The sequence below is a fragment of the uncultured Ruminococcus sp. genome (genome assembly GCF_937915125.1).
Lineage (GTDB): Bacteria > Bacillota > Clostridia > Oscillospirales > Ruminococcaceae > Ruminococcus_C.
In genome coordinates this window covers 24,990-45,557 of record NZ_CALDMP010000056.1, presented here as the reverse complement: position 1 = coordinate 45,557, position 20,568 = coordinate 24,990, and the positions used below count along the sequence as shown (strand labels likewise).

Here is a 20,568-nt window from a genome sequence, read left to right as displayed (position 1 = left end):
TATACGGATTATGGAGTTGGACCATTATAGTCCAGCTCCATTCTTTTTCAAGACGCGGTGTATTTGACGGTTACAATGCAATTCATGGTGCTCTGGATGCACTGTTATGACAAACGTTTCTGTTCCAGAAATTCTGCGCGCTGTAAAGCCGCATCAATATGGTCACAGAAATTTTCTTTGCCAATGCGTTCTACAAACCCTGCTTTCTCCATAACCGCCATGGGCTGCTCATTGACGTGGGAGAATACCACTGCAATATTGTGCTTTTCACAGCGATTGACAATTTCTCTCAGTGTTTCGACACCTGTGGCATCCATGGCAGGAACATTTCTCATGCGAATACAGAGTACATCAATATTCGTGTCAGAAATCACATACATAAATTTATCGGATGCTGCAAAAAACATAGGTCCGTTGATCTCATAGACCTTTGTATTTTGCGGCACTTTTTTCAGTTCGATATGATCCGGATCATCATCTTCGTCGTCTACATAGACCCAATCCTGAACACCGGATACATCTGCCATCTGCTTCATAAACAGCAGGGAGGCCAGCACAAGTCCCACACCAATCGCAACGACCAGATCAAAGACAACCGTTAAAATCAACGTTACCAGCAAAATCAGAACGTCACTTTTCGGCGCTGTCCGGATGGTATCCACAATGGTTCGCCATCCGCTCATATTATAGGCAACGACAAACAGAATGGCTGCAATTGTCGGCATAGGAATCATGGAAGCATAGGGCATGAGCAAAACCAGAATCAACAATATCACAATGGAGTGAACCATGCCGGCAATGGGCGTTCTGCCGCCATTTTTGATATTGGCGGCTGTCCGTGCAATGGCACCAGTTGCAGGAATTCCGCCAAACAGAGCAGAAGCAATATTTCCTGCCCCTTGTGCAATGATCTCCATGTTGGAGCGATGTTTAGAACCGATCATGCCATCGGATACCACGCAGGAAAGCAGAGATTCAATTGCAGCCAGAACCGCAATGGTAAATGCATTGGGAAGCAGTGCTTGAATCCGTGCCAGACTCACCTGTGGAATACTGGGTGTGGGAAGTGCCGATGAAATGGTGTATAAATCGCCAACGGTATTTACTTTCAGATGGACCAGCTGAACCACCAGTGCACATACAATAACAGAAACAAAAGAAGCAGGGATTTTGTTCAGCTTTTTCGGCCAGAAAATTAAAATTGCCAAAGCAAGCATTCCCACAGCAAAAGCCTGTACGTTGAAGGTGGAGATGCTATGGATCACTTCTTTCATTTTATCAATAGATTCTACCGGTGATTTGGCAAAGGTCAAGCCCATAAAATCCTTTAATTGCCCAATGACAATGGTGATGGCGATGCCAAATGTAAATCCAGTGGTAATGGTGTTCGGGATGTACTTGATCAATGTGCCGAATCGGAATAGCCCCATGAGTATCAGAAGAATACCTGCCATGACAGTGGCGATAATCAGACCGTCCATTCCTTCAGTTGCCACGATCCCGGCAACGATTGTGGCAAACGCAGCAGTGGGACCGGCAATCTGTACACGACTTCCACCCAGAAATGCTACAACAAATCCGGCAATGATTGCAGTATACAGGCCCTGTTCCGGGCGAACGCCGGATGCCAATGCCAGTGCAATGGATAGGGGCAGCGCAATGATCGCAACAATTACACCAGAAATAACATCTTTCAGAAACTGTTCTTTCGAGTAATGTTTCATGACCGAAAAAAGTTTTGGCTTCAGTTTTTCTTTACTGATTTGTTTTTCCATACATACGTCCTTCTTTTTCAAGTTTTTGTCAATTATTGTATGAGACGACAACTTGAATATTATATCACGAAGGAGAAGATATTGCAAGGGATTTTTCCTGGTTTTTTCTTTTGTGATCAAACTTGTGGTTGTTCCAAGGAGAAAGTTTGAAAAGAATTGATATGGAAATATATAGATGTAAGCAATGTGCCGTTTGCAGATGAAAGACCACCAATAAAAAAGAAAAGCCTGCATGTGCGGGCTTTTCTCTCTGCCTGGGAATATATGCTCAGTGATTCTGAATAATACCATTGAAATAGTCATCGATCACCCTGTACGCTTTCGTGCGCTCGCTGTCGAAAGTCTCCTGATACACGTTCTTGTACACATCCGGCGTGCTCCAGCCGCCCATTTCCATGGCGTACTTCTCTGAAATGTGCAGCATTGCCGTGGTGCTGGCGAAGATATGCCGCAGGTCGTGAAACCGGATGTCCTCCAGCCCGTTCTCCCGTACCAGCTTTTTGAACCGCTTGCGGATGGTGTTGGGGGTGAATGGGATGATGCGATCCGTTTCCTTCTTGTGCGGAACTTCCTGCATCAGCTGATAAATGTACGCCGGCAGGTTGACATACCGCATACTCTTGGCAGTTTTGCAGTGGTCGATCTCTGCCCAGCCGCTGTCTATTTTGACGATCTCACGGCGCACATAGAGCCGCATCTGTACCGGGTCTACGTCACGGAACTGCAATCCCGCTACTTCCCCGATACGCAGAGAGAGCCACATGGCAAGCAGCACCGGGAGTTCACTGCTTGTCCCCTTCACAATGGAATAGATCACGTCTGCGGAGGGAAGCTTACGCTCCCTGATCTCCTTTTTCGGCAGGCGAATGCTGCCCATTTTGATGGTCACATCGTTTGCATTCAGAACTGCCCGGAGGAACCCAAAGGCACACTTGATGGACTTGTGACTGAGCCGCTGAGCATCGATATTGATGGCCACCTGAATATCCCGGGAGGTCAGCTCCTCAATTTTGATGTCCATGATGTATTGCAGCTTGTTATACTAATCTCTGATCAGTTCCATGAAAAGATTCGCCGACAGGCATTCGCTGATCAAGGAAAACGTCCGCAGGCAGGCTGTCGCCTGGCAAGGGCGTTTGACGACGAGCAGCGAGTGGATGGCGGTGAAGATTTTCATGGGTTTGGTCAGAGATTAGTATTACGAACAATCTCTCTGTAGCAGCACAGACTGGTGGGTTCCAGAACTGATAGGAGATATCAACCGTACAGAGCGTATATATATCGTGTGCGGATACACGGATATGCATAAAGCAATAGATTCACTAAAGAACCAAGCAATAAAACAGCGAGCGATTACACCCTTAACAGTTGTTTGGTTCGGTATTCGTACCATTCAGCTGAAAACAGAATCCCAAAAAGTCGTTCCAATATCATTGACAATTGATTTTAATAGTAGTATAATAAAACTACACTATCAAAAAAATTCAGTTTAAAACAGAATGTTGGAGTGGATAAAAATGAAAAAGCTATCTATTGATAAACTCGTGGATACAATCCACACTCTCCGAAAGGAAAAAGGACTTACCCAAGCACAGCTTGCCGATGCTACAGGCATCAACCGTGCAATGATCGGTCGTATAGAGAACAAGGACTATATTCCGACAGTGGAGCAGATGCAGACATTGGGAGAAGTACTCGGCTTTGAAGTAGTAGATATGTTTGTGAGTGATGAAATGTCAGACGCTCACACAACCGTTGACAAGTCCTACAACATCGCAGTTGCAGGTACAGGCTATGTAGGTCTTTCCCTAGCAACTCTTCTCGCACAGCACAACCACGTTGTTGCAGTTGACATTGTTCCTGAAAAGGTTGATATGATCAACAACAAAAAGTCACCCATTCAGGACGACTACATTGAGAAGTATCTTGCCGAAAAGGAACTTGACCTTACAGCAACTCTGGACGGAGAATCAGCATACAAGAACGCTGACTTTGTAATCATTGCTGCACCTACAAACTATGACAGTAAGAAGAATTTCTTCGATACATCAGCTGTTGAAGCTGTAATTGAACTTGTTCTGAAAGTAAATCCCGATGCACTGATGATTATAAAGTCAACTATCCCTGTAGGCTATACCGCATCAGTAAGAGAGAAGTACAACACCAAAAACATCATATTCAGTCCCGAATTCCTCCGTGAATCCAAGGCACTGTATGACAATCTCTTCCCGTCAAGAATTATCGTTTCCTGCGATGATGATTCAAGAGAAAAGGCAGAGATTTTTGCAAAACTCCTCCAGCAGGGTGCAATTAAGGAGAACATTGATACTCTATTCATGGGATTTACCGAAGCAGAGGCAGTAAAGCTTTTCGCAAATACATACCTTGCACTTCGTGTTTCTTACTTCAACGAACTTGATACTTATGCAGAATCAAAGGGTTTGAACACACAGGAAATCATCAATGGTGTTTGCCTTGACCCAAGAATCGGTACACATTACAACAATCCTTCTTTTGGCTATGGCGGTTACTGTCTGCCAAAGGACACAAAGCAGCTCCTTGCAAATTTTGAGAATGTTCCGCAGAATATGATGTCTGCTATTGTAGAATCCAACAGAACACGTAAAGATTTTATAGCTGACCGTGTGCTTGAAAAAGCCGGTTACTACAGCTACGGAAATAATAATGAATATGACAGTTGTAAGGAAAAACAAGTTATTGTGGGCGTGTATCGTCTTACTATGAAATCCAATTCTGACAACTTCCGTCAGAGCAGTATCCAAGGCGTTATGAAGCGTATTAAGGCAAAAGGCGCTACCGTTGTTATCTATGAACCCACACTGCCGGCAGGTTCAACATTTTTTGGTAGTCGTGTAATAGGTGATTTAAAGGAATTCAAGTCTATATCTCAGGCAATTATTGCAAATCGCTATGATGCCTGTCTTGATGATGTAAAAGAAAAGGTTTACACAAGAGATATTTTCAAGAGAGATTAAAACAGTAATTTCTATAAACATTTGCATCCCGGAGGTGTAATATGATAAACATGAAAAAACTGATGCTGTACGGCGGCATTGAAGCGGAAGAATACAAAGAAATAGCCGGCAACATCAAGGAAGAAAACAAGAAGTGCCTGAGAATGTATACGGTACTATGCTCATTTGTCTTTTTAGGTCTGTGTGCAGTATCCTTTGTTTCCGGAATAGGATATGTGAACAGAATCATATATCTTACTGCCTTTGTGCTTACAACCCTCATTCATCTGGCACTGGTTGTTCTGAAAACAGACAAAATAATGCTCCTTGAAGACCTTTTTATCTTCATTTTATACGGTTTCGGAATTGGTTTATCTGTGAATAACCCCGATACTCCGACGCTTACGTTTATCATTCTGCTTGTTGCAGTGCCAATTGTTTTTACTGATATCCCGCTGAGATTCATAAGCACAATTCTTATTGCAATCATAGTATACCTCATAGCCGCAATTCCTGTTATGCCAATGGATGTGCTTGGATTCAATATGTATAACATCTGCGCATTCAGCTTTGTAAGCATTGCATTAAGTTCCTATCTGTCAAGAGTAAAAATTGAGAGAATGCTCCTCATGCACAGAAACAAATTTCTCATTGAATGCGACCAGATGACAGGACTTTACAACCGTGCAAGTTACGACAAGGACATTCAGAGCGTTAAACCTCAGGAATATTTCAAATTAGTAAGCATGGACGTAAATGGTCTGAAACGTGAAAATGATACATACGGTCATGCCGCAGGTGATGAAATGATACTGTCAGCGGCAGATTGTTTAAAAAAGGTAATTGCACCATACGGCAAATGCTATAGAATAGGCGGTGATGAATTTACCGCCATAATAAAGACACAAACGGAACAGAATTTCCCGAAAATGCTTCACGATGAGGCAGAAAGCCATATCTGCACAACAGGCACCAGGCTTTCAATCTCAGTAGGTGAGGCAGATACAGGAGATTCCGACAGTATTCTTGGCATCATGCACCTTGCAGATACGAGAATGTATGATGAGAAGAAGGAATATTACAGAGTTTCTGGTGATAAAAGATGAAAAATTCCCGGTTGCGTGACCGGGAATTATTTTTTAGGTGTGGATTTAGCGATTTAAACTGGTGAAATACTGTTAGAGTCGGGGGCGTCAGTTTGTTTTCCACATACCCTGACAAATTACAGTGACTATCCCTGACAAAATATGTTCACTTCTGGATGACAAAATAGATGGGCTCCGACACCTGTTATTGAAAAGGGGCTGCCCGATCCTTCTCTTGTTGCAGATATAATGCAGAGGAAGTATCAGTTTGGTAAGCCGCTGTGCCGTCAGGAGCAGTATTGGAATCTGAGAGTCATCTATCTGAGCCGCACCTATCGAGACAGCCGAAGCAAGACTGTTGCGGAGGAACTGCGCCTTGATCGACAGAATGCTATCTGGCTACTTCTTCAACAGAATGATAAGGAAATCGTATAATATAAGGGCACCTCTAAAAACCTAGGGCGATTCGGCAAAGTGCACAAGGGACGCCGGATTCTAGGCGCAAAACCGCAGGCATACTTTGTGTCTGGCAAGGTTTTGCAACGACGAAGACGGTGTTCATTGGGCATTTTGACGAACGTCATAGTTTTTTAAAGGTGTCCATAATAAAATAGGCTTGATGAGGGTTAAAACCTCATCAAGCCTATTCGTTTTAAGATACCTCTTCAATCATAGAAGGATCAATTTTGGCATTCGTGTAAATGATATAAGAAGTTCTCTCATTATTGGATGAGCCATTCAGATGAACTGTTAATTGTATCTTATAGTTTGCATATTCCTTCTTTGTAAAGGCTTCATCTTTCAGAACATTGCAGGTGAAGTCTGTAAAAAAGACTGCATCCTTGTCAATACCATCAAGATCAAGATCTCTTGTATATACATACCGATTGACAGAGACATCATTTCCGTCTGCATCCGTCCATGTCACTTCTTCCACACGTTCAGTGAGATTGTTTTCTTCAGAGGGAATATCGGAATCCAGCAGTTTTACATCTATAATATAGTCAGAAATGTTGACCTGTTTATATTCCGTCTCACCGTTTGTGGTCGTTTTTCGGAACAGCTCCAATGTATACTCGATCGACGTTGAGTTCGTGTAGTCCTTGATATCAATTGCATTATAAACGGACTTGCCATGTATCACATTATTGTATGTGAAGTAATCATTGACACCCAGTCTGCTGTTATTCTTTGTGTTTGTACCGATATCCTCTTCATCAAGCTCATCAAGTACATCAAATGAGAACTGTGCGCTATTATCATCCTTGGTGTAGAAGAATGGTCTGACTGGATCGTACTTCGCATACATTTTAGAATACGGCAGATTATTCTGCTGATAAGCAATATTAGAACGCACCGCTCCTTGTACACCGATACCGTCGATATCACTGGGGTTAGATGGGAATTCATCACTAAAATTGGAAAATTCCATAATAGCTGTACCAGTGATAGTCACTGTATAGTTATTGTTTTTATTAATCAAGGCTGCTTTGATATCTCCGGTTGTGCATTGGATATAGCTGGTTTCTCGTATGATATCATCGCCGCTGATTGACTGTTCCGCACCGTTGTTAATAGAATAGGTGGCTGTAATGTTATTTTTCTCAATTCCTTTAATGATATCTGTTTGTGTTGTCAGTGTATTATGACATATCATTTGCAAATTGAAGGAATGATACAGATTGATTGAACTGTCACTGAGCGTTGTTGCAAAATAAGGTGCTTGTGTATGGGCATCGTTATCAATCAGATTTATGCTTGCAACTGTGGTAGCCGTCAGAGTTTTATTCGCCTCTGTGATGATGTTGCTATTCTGATTTGAAGTCACGCTGAAGCTTGTGACGTTATGCTCATAGAAATCACCGATAATCAGCGCCGCATTCAGCTTACTGGTAACAGTTGCACGAATCACATTACCGGATGCCTCAGTTCCGTTTTCGCTGACGGTTCCAAGCATACCAGAGGGTTGGATTTGTACCACATCTGCCTGACCAGAGGTTTTTGGAACATACAGACTAAGATAGTAATCTTCGCACAATGGCTCCTCCACAACCAGATCTATACTGCCGCTGCTGCCGGCAAACTCAAAATACCGCTCTGTGCCGTTAATATGAAATGTCAGCGAAGTTGCTGTTTTACTTGTAACTTCATTATAGGCGCCCTTATTGTCAGAATTGGTCTGCACGGTTACCTTGTCATAAAGAAGTTCGTGTAAAGTCTGTTCATGGAATTGTGCACCGGTGCCGTTTGAACGTTCCGTAAACTCTGAAAAATCCACCACTCTTGTCATATTAACAAGCGAGAAATGACCGGCTGTCGAATAGTACGCCTTATCCTTATTCTGATTGGGGTCGATGAGTACCATCTTTGTATCATCCGGAATATTATTCTCTCTTGTCCAGACGATGCTGACCTGTTTGTCATGATTCCATTTCAGATCAGATCCTAATCTCAGCAGTTCATTCACCTGATCAACAGGATATTTGAATCGGATATAGGTTGTTGTCCAGACGTCCATACTGTCTACCAAAATCGTCGGATCATTTGCATTTTTTCCGGCATTGATTTCACTTTCGATCTTATTGATGTAATCCATTGCTTTGTAGTCAGAACCGGAGATACTTGCTGCCATAAATTCAATATTCACGGTTTTCTTTGTCAGAACAGGAACATATAGATGGTAGGCAATTTTATTCGTATTTGTCGGGTCGTAATACTGCACATCGATCAGCGTAAACTGGTCATCATACTTCGAGTCGGCATTTTCCAGATTCATTTGATAGTAACCGTTTTGATAAAATTTTCCATCTGTGCTGTTAAGTGCATTCGCTTTTCCGACTTGGGTCAGACCTGAGTCGATTTCACTATGCAGCTCAAACTGATGCGTTTCGGAATTATATCTGCACGGTGTCACTTCGACATTATATTTTCCTGAACTATCCGCCATATAGTGGGTATCTGTGTTGGTCATCAGACGTATGTAGTTATCAATGAGATTCGTTGTGTTTTCAGGATCATTGGCATCATTGATCACAAGGAGCGTGAAATCATCCACACCTTCTCTTGCTCCCATTTCGGTATTCCATGTAGAAACCTTGAATTCGCCGGAAGCTGCATTCTGTTGAAAGAAGGTCTCTAAGCTGACAGGATCAGTAATATTACTGATCGGACTCGTCATTGACACTGCATATGCCCGGTTTGGTTTGGTTTCCGCCGCATAATCTGCATAGATTCTTGCTGCTGCGGATTTCCCTGATGTGTAATCTTCATATCCTGCAAGACTTTCTGAAAGCTGATATGCACCATCACCAGAGATATACGCACCATTACCCATTGCGCTTGACGGATTTATGGTCAGATAAGGTGCTTTCTTCTGATCATCGATGTTGTTATCATTGCCAAACGAAGAAATATTTTCAGTGTTTTTGCTGCTGATTAGGCTTTGTGCTGTGTAGTCGGCATAGACGATAAACGGACTTCCAGGATTTGTTTTAATATCACTTGTGGGAACTTTACTAATTTTATCTCTGTCTGCATATTTTGCAACTGCAACCAGATTTACTTGACGAGAAGTGTTAAAATTTTTTCCAACAAATGCACCGGCTTTGTCTGTTTTGCCATTTCCCTCCCAATCCTTAAAAATAACATTATTGGTGCTGATGTTATATCCTGAGATATATATTCTGTTTTCTCCTACTAAACCGCCATAATAATTTTTACCCTGAATGTTGCAATCAGAAACAACTGTATTACGAATAATGCAAGGTACAGTACCACTTCCATTAGTACCATCACCACTGCCCTGATATCGTACATGACCTATCAGACCTCCGACATTGCATCCTTTAATGGTATATCCGCTTACGGTACACCCATCTATCGTCTGATTTCCATTCTTTGTATTTACCTGTCCCAGCAGTCCTCCAACAATATCATAAGCATCATTTATGGTGGTTCCATTTGCTGAGATCACTGAGGTAGTTCCGTTTCCGATCACAGAGCAGTTCGTGACCTCAAGGCTCGTCGGCCCCCAGTCGTTATACCAGCTTCTTCCAAAAAGACCGCCTGCACATCGCCTTGCTTTTACACTGATATTTGTGATTGAACAGTTTTCAAAAACAAGGCTACTGTCACGAGTGTCATGTCTCTGTGTAAATCCAAGAATTCCACCAACAATCGCTACATTGTCCGCACCAATCACTGAACCATCGTTCATGGCAACAATATTCACGTTTTTAATTTCTGCACCCTGTCCGGTATAGCCTATCAGACCTCCAACCACACATCTGTTGTCTTCTCCGGTATAATAAGTTGATACTTTGGAAATATACATATCAGATTTTTCAATATTATGTTCTGGGTCAGCACCGTCAATATGAACGGTTGTTCCGATTGACATCCCAACCAGGCTACCGATTCCAATTCTTGGATTGTCATCTATTCCAAAGTATCCACCTGTTACGGAGATGCCCTGACCAACGGAATTGCACTTCTGAATCCTCATATCCTTTCCAGAGATATCACTATTCATTCCAATCAGTCCGCCGCAAGCATAGCTTCCATCAATTTCCAGGCCATCAAAATAAATATTATCAAAATTTTGATAAAATCCGTAATATCCCTGTCCGACAACGCCGCCAACAGCATATAACTGGGTCTGAGCATTTGTTCCAGTTACTCCTGTGCCGTCACTTTTATAGCAAACATCTTTAACATACCCTGTCAAAGTAAAGTTTTTGTAATAACTATTTTCATCCTTCGTCCAGGTCATATCAAAAAGCCCAAGACCTAACAAAGACTCTGTATAAGTGTCTATTCCATAGCTACTTGGCCATTTGGCGGTAAATTTTGTATTTTCACTGATATTTAATTTATAAAAATAGTTTTCGTGCTCTCTCTGATACCGTGTCATTTTAATAGACAGACAAATTGTATTGCCGTTTCCATCAAAAGAATTCACTTTCATATTATATTTATTATACTTATCTCTGTCGCCCTTGTTATTATCCTTTACTCCTTTACTTCTCAAGCCGACACTGCCAATGCCTCTAAAACTGGTATATTTGCCAAAGTCTTTAAAATCACCATTTTCTTTCAAAGTGATGTCCCAGAATTTATTTTCTGACTGAATCGTAGCAACACTTGCACCGCTTTTCGCATAACCAGTTGTCGTAATCGTCCTCGCCGGATAATTACCATCAGAATCCGCCTTGGTATAGGCATAGATGATATAGGGAACAGCCGTCTTTCTCGTTTCATCAAGTGCAACGGCAACGTCTTTGAAAGCGTTGCTGCTATAATCGGAGAGGTCAGCTTTGTCAGTATATATGGCATTAGCCTCATTCTTCAGCCCCACCTGGGAATAATCACCCAGATGGTTAGAACCGCAGAACACCTTGGTATTAATTCCATATGACTGAGAAACGCCGTAGTCACCGTCTTGAGAAACAGCGGTGCCTGCTGTAGACTGGGTAATAAGTGACATTACAAACAATGCCTGTGCATTTGGTATGTCGATTTTGCTATTATCATAATCCACATCAAGCTTATCTTCTTCGTTTGGTGGTGTTATCTTGTCAATGGTATAGTGCTTATCAGTGTTATTGAGAACGGAGCTGCCCTCATTTACTGCATAACCGTTGATGACTCTGCCAACGTAGGGGTTGACGTAGAGTTGCTTATAAACATCTTTGCCAAGACCAGACTCAATATCCAGAACTTTTTCATTTTCACTAATCGTTGTTTGAGTAGCATTACTACGAGAATATACTTTTAATCCTGTAACACTGTTTTTACCACGGAATATTAGTCCGCCATTGACAATGGCACCTGCAAATCCGCCCAGGGCAATCAGGTGACGCTGACCATCTCTTAAAAGTATAGGTCTGTTATCGGTAAATGTCACGCTTACATTATCAATGATATTATCGCCGCCCATAATCTCGCCGAACACACCGCCGTAATATCTTGCTTCTGATGCCGTAGTTCCCATGTAGCCGTACAGAGCATTACCTTGGTTAGAACTCTGATTAATCGTAATTGGGCTTTCGGTTCCTGTTTTACTATCCACAATAAAATTCAGATTTTTGACAACAGAACCATTGCTGATGTAGATAAACGAATTCACAGAATAATTCGTGATAGTTGGGTAAGTGCCATCACTCTTCTTTTCACCTACAATCACACCATGGAACACGGTCTTGCCGTTTTCACTGGCGCCACCTTTGCCAATACCCGGGAAATCACTTCCAAGTGTCATATCATCCGCAATGACATAGTATGCTCCGGCAAGATATTCACGTGCTGCTGAATAAGTCCATGTTGTAATTCCATTTGTTTCTCCATCTTCCGAATCATAACTGCTGGTTGAATCATTCTTTTTATAGATCGAATCTCCGTTTTCAGCATCATGCCAGGTTGCATTCAGCTGATTGGGCAGGCGAATGGTATCCAACACAGCGTTTACGCTGTTGATATAGTATGCTACCTTTGTCAGCTGCTTTGCGGAGGTGATGATATACGGGTCATTATAAGTTCCGCAGCCCTCAGTCAGACCACTGCTGACGAAGTTGACCTTTACTTCCGAAATGTTATAGGTTGCATCTATATTATTGATGCTTACATAAGGAAGAAATCCGTTGCCAAAATCAAACTCTGTATCAGAGCCGTCTGTCGGATTGGTAAAGGTTCGCTTTGTGCCAGAATAGCGGCGTTCACCGCTCTTTTCTTGTTCATCTTCATCCTTGTAGAAGCCAGTATAAGGATTAAAATTAACCTCTTTACCATAGGTGACATTTCTTCGAGGAGCAGTTTCTCCTTCATCCTTGCCCCAGTCCTCGTCCCAGGTGTAATAATATTCTATTGTATCTGTACTATTTGATTTGAGTGATTTAAAGAGCGTTGCTTTACTGAAAATTGAGCGTGATGTGCCATAGGCTTCATTCATAGCTTGTGCAGCAGCATCTGTCCAGTTTAAGTCTGAAATAGTATCGCCGTTACGTGCATCAAGCTTAATATCTGAAAAAATAAGCTTCATGTTTGTACCTTCAGCTTTATTTATCAATGCAGATGCAACAGTACTTGTATTTTCAGCAGAATAACCCTCCAGACGAAGACCGCTTAGCAGAAACTGAGGACTTATGTCAGCGGCAGTACCATTTATGTAATTTACAAGCATTGGTGAGTCTGGAACAGACGGCTTAACTTCTTTGAGAGTTACGCCCTTCGTAAGATCAATGTTTCCTGTCAGTTCATTGCCTACAAGCATTCCAGCATTGCCTACTCCGCCAAAATCTCCTGAAAATGTAACTCTGCCATTAGCTTTTAATGTTCCGGTTACATTATTAAATAGTCCGTTGTGCATGAGGTAATGTTGGTTGCGTCGTTCAGTATCAATTGTTTTATTCATGTCACCGGTAGTATCAGGATATCTTGCCCAGTTGTCTGTATTATTAGTATTATCAGATTCCCATGATTTAATTTCATTGAATCCAAGTTTAATTTCTGCAGTACCGAAAGTTACACTGCCTGCATTCACAGGATAATATGATAATCCCGTCAGGTCTATATCTTTTAATGATGTAACATCATTATTCGTGACATTTGTTAACACACCATAATTCTGAATATTACTTGAAGCATAGTTGTTATATATACTCCACATGAGGAATTTCTCACCGTCTGTCGGAGTTTCCTTTGCCTTTATTACATCAAGATTGTAGTAATATCTTGCGTTCTGGTTGGCAATCAGTTTATCTTTGATTACCCGATTCTGGTATGTACCAGTATCCGTGATTTTCGTATCTGAGCCGTCTGCGGTATTCATATTGATATTGATGATACCAGTACCGTTGCCGCCGGAAACGACATTGCCCTCGCTGCTTGCCGTTTTTGCTGCGATCTCATCGGCATAATAGCCGTCTTTTGTCAAAGTGGGAATAGTAACATCTGTCAGTGAATAGCCGCTGTTTTTCAGATTGAGATACAGACCGTCATTACCATTATAGGCTTCATTGACAATCAAACCAAAGTTAATATGTGCGTTGTTTGTTGCAGAAAAATCAGTATTTGAAATGTTTAATTCATTAATATCCCATTTACCCGTTGCACGATATACCAAACCACTTAGATTATTATTATCACTGGTTCGTTTATTTTCAACTTTTGAACCGGTAATTGTAAGTCCATCTATAGTAACTTGTGTTCTGTCCCAGAATGCGCCTAACAAACCGCCGGAATACTGGCATATCTGCTCGACGACAGCACCATTCATAGTTACGGTATTTAAAGAAATCTCACGCTCATTTGTTGTGTTCTTTCGCACATATCCGATCATACCGCCGATAAAGGAATCGGTTACATTACCAACATCATCTCCCAGCTTAATAATTGGTGAGATTTCAGTGCCTTTTATTGTCACATTGTATTTTGTTGTTTCAGCACCCTTAAGCAGTCCAAGAACACCGCCTGCATATATATTTTTATTGTTAAAATCATGATATGAGGCAACATCTCCTGTCAGAGTAATATTAGGCTTGATCTGACTGTCTATTATTGAAAGTGAATATTCCGAGGTATCTTTTCCGTCAAAAACACCCGATACGCCGCCGATATAGTATTTTGAGTTAACGTCTTTATTAGAAGTTATTTCAGTAGTAATATTTACATTATTAAGTGATGCACCATTAGTCATTACGCCCATTGCTGCTGCCATATACAGATGATTATAAGTTGTATCACTTGTTTTCTCTACTGACATTGATCCACTTATTGTAAGATCTTCAATGGTCGCACCTTTTCCAAAGGAAATCAATCCCTGAGCATCATGTCCGTAGTTTTTTGAAAGATAAATATGTCCGCCAGTTGCAGAAACTGTTTCACTATCAGCAGAATCAACACCATAAGACTCACCTACATTGAGTACAATTTCAGCGTTATTACTGCCTTTGATTTTACCGCTGAAAAAATCCGGAGAATTCTCAAAAGTATTATTGTCATGCTTAAGATATTTTCCATTGCCACCGTCACGCATAAGCCCAAGAAGACCTGTTCCTGTTAACTCAATCTTATTTTCAACATTGATTATACCAGAAAGAAGAGTTTGCTTTTTCGAATCTGTGATGTCTGCAAAGCAGAGAGCTCCATGATTCTCACCGTCATTCAGCTGCATATTCAGCGCAACCTTTGCAAAGGATGCCGTATCAGAAATTGAAGTATCTGCTTCCGCAATGGTAACAGTATGATCTGTTTCATTGACTGTTACAATTCCAGCATCTTCCGCATTGGATGTACCAAAAAGGCGCACGACCTCGCCCCACTGTCCTAAGTCCGAAGCAGTCGTATCCGCATTTCGCTTGAATGTCCAATTCGCATCACTGCCCGAACCCTTGGCATAAACAAGGGTATTGTCGTTTTCGTAAATCAGCTGTCCATAGCCATTCGCTGTCTGTGCGCCACTGATATCTGTCGTTCCTGCAAGACGTAAAACACCATTTTTAAAGCTGCCTGCAATCGCACCACCATTATATGCGGCACTGGTTGTCAGCGTAAAATCACCTGCAACGTCCAGAAAACTGCCTGAAGTAGTAGATGAACCGATAGTAGAAACAATTCCGCCGAATGGGTTAGATGTGTCACATTTTTCTGCGCCGCCTGTCACGTCAACGGTTACACCATCTACTTTGATATAGCTTTCATCTGTGACATTCAGAATGACGCCGCCGAGCTTCTTTTTGTCTGTGGTCTGATTTACACTATCTACAGTTAAGCCCTTCAGTATTAAAGAATTTGCAAGTCCATTGCTTGTATACTTTCCAATTACACCGCCGTATTCCACAGAGCTTTCCGGCGCACTAAATTCTCCTGTGATGGTCGTATCACCATTTGCATTGTAAACGCCGAATACACCGCCAGCACTGCCCTTATTAAACTTTGTTCCAGAAAAGACAAATTTGCTGACATCAAATGTTTCACCTCCGACAGAGTCATACTCACCCACAATGCCGCCGGGATTATTTCCGCTGATTGTGCAGTTGGTCAAGTTGTAGGTGATATTGTTCAGCGTATTGTCATTATTTGTTGATGGGGCATAATAGCCGATAACTCCTCCGACTTTATCTGTACCGGAAACTGTCACGCCGTTCAAGGTAACACTGCCAGTACCTGTTTCCCCGATTATAATATCGGAACTATTCAGAGAACCCACCAATCCTCCGGCACACTTACCACTGCTGGTGACTGAACCCGATACAATCAATTCATTCGGCAAATTGATGACAGAACTTGCCCCCGCAGAACCTGCAATTAGTCCATTGCCTTTGTCTCCTGTATTGACAGCAAAATTCAGAGCAGAACTTCCCGGATTCAGCGTGAAAGCAGCACCGGCCATAGAACCGACAAGGCCGCCTGTGGAAGCATTCACATCTTCTCCGACTTTGATTGCTCTGCCAGTTGAGTTGATATAGGTTGCGGTCAGGGATGCGCCGTTCGTCATCTCTCCGCAAAGGATACCCTGTGCGGTGCTTCTTTTGACTGTTGCGCCTTGCTCAGCTGTGGATTTATCCGTAAATTCAAGATTAAGCACAGCGTTCTCATTCATTTTACCAATTACGCCGCCGTAGGTATGAAAGTTTCCGTATGTGATTTTACTGCCGTTGATCGTTTCCTCTCTTGTCTGATCACTAAGATTCACTTTCCATAATGTAGAATTTTCCTGTGTTTCGGCATATCGCACCTCATTTGCCATCAATGGTTTCTCATTGCTTTCGATCTTAATAAATTCCAAGGGAACAGGTGCTGTAGTCTCTCCTTTATAGATATTGACTGAATCATAGACAATATCAAACAATGGTGAATCCATCAGAAGCAGAAAACTTTGACTTTCTTCAAGTGCATTCACTCTGATTGTTCCTTTAAAAGGGGAAGCTTCTGTGCCAAGCGGCACATATGCATCATCTCCGCTGCTTTCCAGCTTCCAGTAACCTGCCGGATTCAGTTTGACTTCATCCTCCTGGTGAGCAGCCGCAAAATCAGGATCGTTTGCATAGCACCTTGAATATTCAGCAAAATCTTTCAATCCCAAGCTAAGTGCTTCCATATTGCTGAACTTAGAAGTATCGTATACTGCCTCTGCGTTTGCAGAGAGCATAATATCGCTGAAATCAAAATAATCTGCCATATCATACATAGAGGTGCATGATGGAATCAATACCAGAGCCGTCGTAAAGCTGACAACTCGTTTGATCCATTTTTTCTTATGGCTTGTTTGCAATTTCATAGTATCACCTGCTTATAAAGCATCTGTAATAATCACCTCAGCTGATTACTGCGCCGTTTCCTTGTATCCACCTGCATCAATATAATTTGAAACAGGATCATCCTCTGTATACGTATGCTCTTGCACTTTGAAGAACTGAATATCATATTTGTTCTGCTCATAGGAATTCACCCTGAGTATCACCTTTTTCCATCCTTGAACAGAATCATCCAGAATGGCAGCATCTCCCGTGAGCTCGTTGCCATTATCATCTTCAAATTTATTAGAATCATCCATAAGGAATATATCGCTGATGGTAAAATAAGAACTATTCCAACGAATTTCAATTGTACCAGTACCTGAACCATATACCTGCATATTATAGGCATCGTAATCTTCATGATCCGTTTCGATTAGTGAACCTGTCCAGCCGGCTCCGTAATCCTTTCCCTTAGAAGCACTTATCCATGCCCGAATCTCTCTGACTGTACCGCTGATTGCTGTATTTTCAGCAGGTGTTGCTGTGATCTGAATAAAATATTCTGAGTTTTCCTGATTCAATTCTTCTCTGTCAAATACCAGAGTAAATGTATCCGTCATCGATGACGTACCGGGTAATATTTCGTTAGTATATATAACTTTAAATTCATCTGTACTGCTGTTCAGATCATATATTGTTTCGCTTACAGAAGCGTTGTCGTCTCCGGTTTTTTTGATCTGGAAAACCTTTTTGGTTACTCCATCTTCTCTAAGGAGCTCTTCTGTCACTGGCATATAGGATGTTCCGTTATACCTGACAAGTTCCGCTGTCAAATTGTACATAATTTGCTCCTTGGCATAATTTGCCGGAGACATCTGTTCAAAATTACACACCGTTACAGGATACTCGTACTCACGCGATGTATCATTCGCATGAAGATTTTTTGCCGCAGGCGGTGCTTTCATGACATTTGATGAGAACACAATATCCGTGACACTTTTCGTAGATACCATACGCTTCAATTCTGAATTACCCATATACGCACTATAAACGCCATATGCACCGACAAGGAAAAAAAGCAGGAATGCCGAGATCATCCAGTATGTAATCCAGTGCTTTCTGATTCGTTTTAAAATCTTCATTTCTTCATAGCCTTTCCCTGTGTCCTTTATGTACTGCTGTCACGGCTTTCCTTTACAGTAATATAAAGTATATCTGTTTCCTTATCGTTGAACGCATAATTCCAATATTCATTTCCCTGTGCATTGTTGTTGACCACCCAGCTAACACGCAGTATAAAATAGTCTCTGCTGTCGGATGCATCAATCGTTTTATCGTTTGTCTGGATATGTCTTGCAACGGAGTAAAGCGGTTCTACAAATTGATTATAAGTATCCCCATCTGTGTAATTTTCTCTGCCATAGGTGCTCTTTAAAACAGACTCGCTTCCGATCTCTCGCTGTGCATTCACGTCCTGAGGATTGATGTTTTCAAGCTGAATATCCTGACTGATAGTTATTGCTTCATCATTGAAAGTGCCGCTTAATATGGAATATCTGATTATTTTTCCTGCATCATCACCCTCTTGAACGTTGTACTCAACTATTCCATTTTCGTCCTCTTTGGCTCTGTATAGCTCGTAGACAAACGGAATATTTGTTGTATGTGCAAGTTGGATATCGTATTCTGCTGCTTTCCCTGTTTCGATTGAAAAGACATAATCCTGATAATATTCACCATCAGTTTCTCTTTTTACATCAATATTTTTTAATTCAAAGCATTGCACAGAATCATTATGACCCGAAGCAAGGCTAAGTGTTGGCGGATCATTGACATAACTCATAGTTTCCACTTTATTCTGAAAAGAAAACCATGCGAACACCGAAAGTGCTGCAATAGAAGCAAGTGAAAACAGCGCTGCTGTCACAAACTGGATTTTTTTCACAGTAGATAAGGTTCTATACCATTCTACCTTTTTTTGCATTTTAGCATTCACTATTTTCACCCTCCTCTCTTAAGACAACACCGCACAAAGAGCGACTGTCAGCTTTGCACGGTATGCCTTAAATTATGAATCAGATAACGTTACAGATAATCCCATAATGACGTACTGTACGTTTCTTCCGATCTCCAGATCTGCTTTATCAAACATAATACTGTAGCTGCCATAATGCTCTACGTTTGTCAGATCACTCATCAGTTCTTCATCTTCTTTTGTAATATCCTTAAAAAAACCAGATTTATTTGCCACAATATAGTTAATGACTTCTGTTCGTTCCGCCTTGTCATATATCAATTCATTTTCCTGATTGCTAATAATATCACTCAGATGCAAAGGCCACTTCCAATAGAGTTGGGTGTACGTTGTATCATCTTTGTTGTAGGTTTGATTTTTAAGATAACGTTTTAATTCTGCATCATTTTCGATCAGTCCTGTATATTTACCATTTTCATCTATATCAGTGAACAGCATGATATGTGAAGCAAGCATTTTCATTAACTCAGGACTGGTTTCTGTTATTTCAACGAGCGGCAGTTCTTCAGTTCCTTCCGTATCGTTCTGCTGGGAAGGCTTTTCTATTGCCCGTATGGTGAAACATATATCAACCTGAATACTATCATAATTGTCATTCGGTTTCACACGAAACTCCAGAATTCCACTGTCTCCCGGCTCTAATCCTAGTTTATCCTCTGTTGTATTTGAGCCGTTATCAAAATTATGATTCTCTGCCACCAGCCATATTCCTGACTGAGAGGATAACGTGCGGTATTGATCAATCCATTTTCCCTCATCACTTCCAGGAAATTCAATCGTAAATGGAACGCCGTCTGCTTGAAAAGACGTTCCGGTTTCTTCTACCTCTCTATTCATGGTAAACCACGCAGTGGAACTAAATATAAGCATAATAACTGTTAAGGCAAGCATAACTGACAATTTAATTATCGAAGCATTTCTTGCTTTTTTTTTCTGTTCTAAGTCCTCCGAGGCGGCAGTACCAAAGTTATTTTTTTTCAGTTTTTTCATCTGCCCGACATCCTTTATAAAATTATATTATAGCACATATAACTACAATTTTCAAGTTGTGCTGTGCTGCTTTTATCAGTTTTTGGTATTTGCATAAATATTAGCCCAAAAGAATTTTGTATTATCTACAAAAAATATCTGACGATACAGACAACAAGTCACAAGTACTTACACTTATACATAATATACTATACCAGAAAACTGTCCAAATGTCAACAACCATTGGTATTTTTTACGGAATCCATGGCATGATCCACCCACCGGCAACCAAAAACAAAAACCGCCCAAATCACGTCAAATCCAACCCAAATTCCACATATTCGAATCTTGTCACCTCGACCAGATGTATAAGGCTGAATTACGAAAAAGTCACGTCATTCAGCCTTTTTTCGTGGTTTGGGCATTTCCGGGATGGGAAAGACACTTCGAAAAGTCTATAACAGCGTATTACAGCAGAGACTGTGATTTCAGAGA

8 protein-coding genes are annotated in these 20,568 nt (G+C 41.4%); 2 read left to right on the top strand and 6 right to left on the bottom strand.

Features of this window, described 5'->3' with window-relative positions; translation table 11 throughout:
• Window positions 1-104 precede the first annotated feature (104 nt).
• Entirely contained in the window at window positions 105-1,775 is a 1,671-nt protein-coding gene (locus Q0418_RS05630; RefSeq protein ID WP_298483036.1) for a SulP family inorganic anion transporter, read from the bottom strand.
• Window positions 1,776-2,043: 268 nt separating this feature from the next.
• Window positions 2,044-2,796: a site-specific integrase gene (locus Q0418_RS05625; protein WP_298483034.1), complete on the bottom strand. Its 753-nt coding sequence runs from the start codon at window positions 2,794-2,796 to the stop codon at window positions 2,044-2,046.
• Between the two features lie 496 nt (window positions 2,797-3,292).
• Between Q0418_RS05625 and Q0418_RS05620 the strand changes: the two genes are divergently transcribed.
• Both Q0418_RS05620 and Q0418_RS05615 read left to right on the top strand, forming a co-directional pair.
• Window positions 3,293-4,771: a nucleotide sugar dehydrogenase gene (locus Q0418_RS05620; RefSeq protein ID WP_298483032.1), complete on the top strand. Its 1,479-nt coding sequence runs from the start codon at window positions 3,293-3,295 to the stop codon at window positions 4,769-4,771.
• Window positions 4,772-4,812: 41 nt separating this feature from the next.
• Window positions 4,813-5,856, top strand: a complete 1,044-nt coding sequence (locus Q0418_RS05615) for a diguanylate cyclase domain-containing protein (protein WP_298483030.1) — start codon at window positions 4,813-4,815, stop codon at window positions 5,854-5,856.
• Between the two features lie 631 nt (window positions 5,857-6,487).
• Here Q0418_RS05615 and Q0418_RS05610 read toward each other — a convergent pair.
• From Q0418_RS05610 to Q0418_RS05595, 4 genes are all read right to left on the bottom strand, one after another.
• On the bottom strand, window positions 6,488-17,110 hold the full coding sequence (locus Q0418_RS05610; RefSeq protein WP_298483028.1) for a hypothetical protein: 10,623 nt from the start codon (window positions 17,108-17,110) through the stop codon (window positions 6,488-6,490).
• A 45-nt stretch (window positions 17,111-17,155) separates the two neighbouring features.
• Window positions 17,156-18,211: a hypothetical protein gene (locus tag Q0418_RS05605; protein WP_298483027.1), complete on the bottom strand. Its 1,056-nt coding sequence runs from the start codon at window positions 18,209-18,211 to the stop codon at window positions 17,156-17,158.
• Window positions 18,212-18,237: 26 nt separating this feature from the next.
• Window positions 18,238-19,065 (bottom strand): hypothetical protein, encoded by an 828-nt coding sequence (locus Q0418_RS05600; RefSeq protein WP_298483024.1) that lies wholly within the window; start codon window positions 19,063-19,065, stop codon window positions 18,238-18,240.
• A gap of 72 nt (window positions 19,066-19,137) precedes the next feature.
• On the bottom strand, window positions 19,138-20,094 hold the full coding sequence (locus Q0418_RS05595; protein ID WP_298483022.1) for a hypothetical protein: 957 nt from the start codon (window positions 20,092-20,094) through the stop codon (window positions 19,138-19,140).
• Window positions 20,095-20,568 lie beyond the last annotated feature (474 nt).

Bases quoted from the DNA above. Each gene is read 5' to 3' on its own strand.
- Q0418_RS05595 (WP_298483022.1), bottom strand. From the start codon at position 20,094: ATGAAAAAACTGAAAAAAAATAACTTTGGTACTGCCGCCTCGGAGGAC.
- Q0418_RS05625 (WP_298483034.1), bottom strand. From the start codon at position 2,796: ATGGACATCAAAATTGAGGAGCTGACCTCCCGGGATATTCAGGTGGCC.
- Q0418_RS05615 (WP_298483030.1), top strand. From the start codon at position 4,813: ATGATAAACATGAAAAAACTGATGCTGTACGGCGGCATTGAAGCGGAA.
- Q0418_RS05620 (WP_298483032.1), top strand. From the start codon at position 3,293: ATGAAAAAGCTATCTATTGATAAACTCGTGGATACAATCCACACTCTC.
- Q0418_RS05605 (WP_298483027.1), bottom strand. From the start codon at position 18,211: ATGAAGATTTTAAAACGAATCAGAAAGCACTGGATTACATACTGGATG.
- Q0418_RS05630 (WP_298483036.1), bottom strand. From the start codon at position 1,775: ATGGAAAAACAAATCAGTAAAGAAAAACTGAAGCCAAAACTTTTTTCG.
- Q0418_RS05610 (WP_298483028.1), bottom strand. From the start codon at position 17,110: ATGAAATTGCAAACAAGCCATAAGAAAAAATGGATCAAACGAGTTGTC.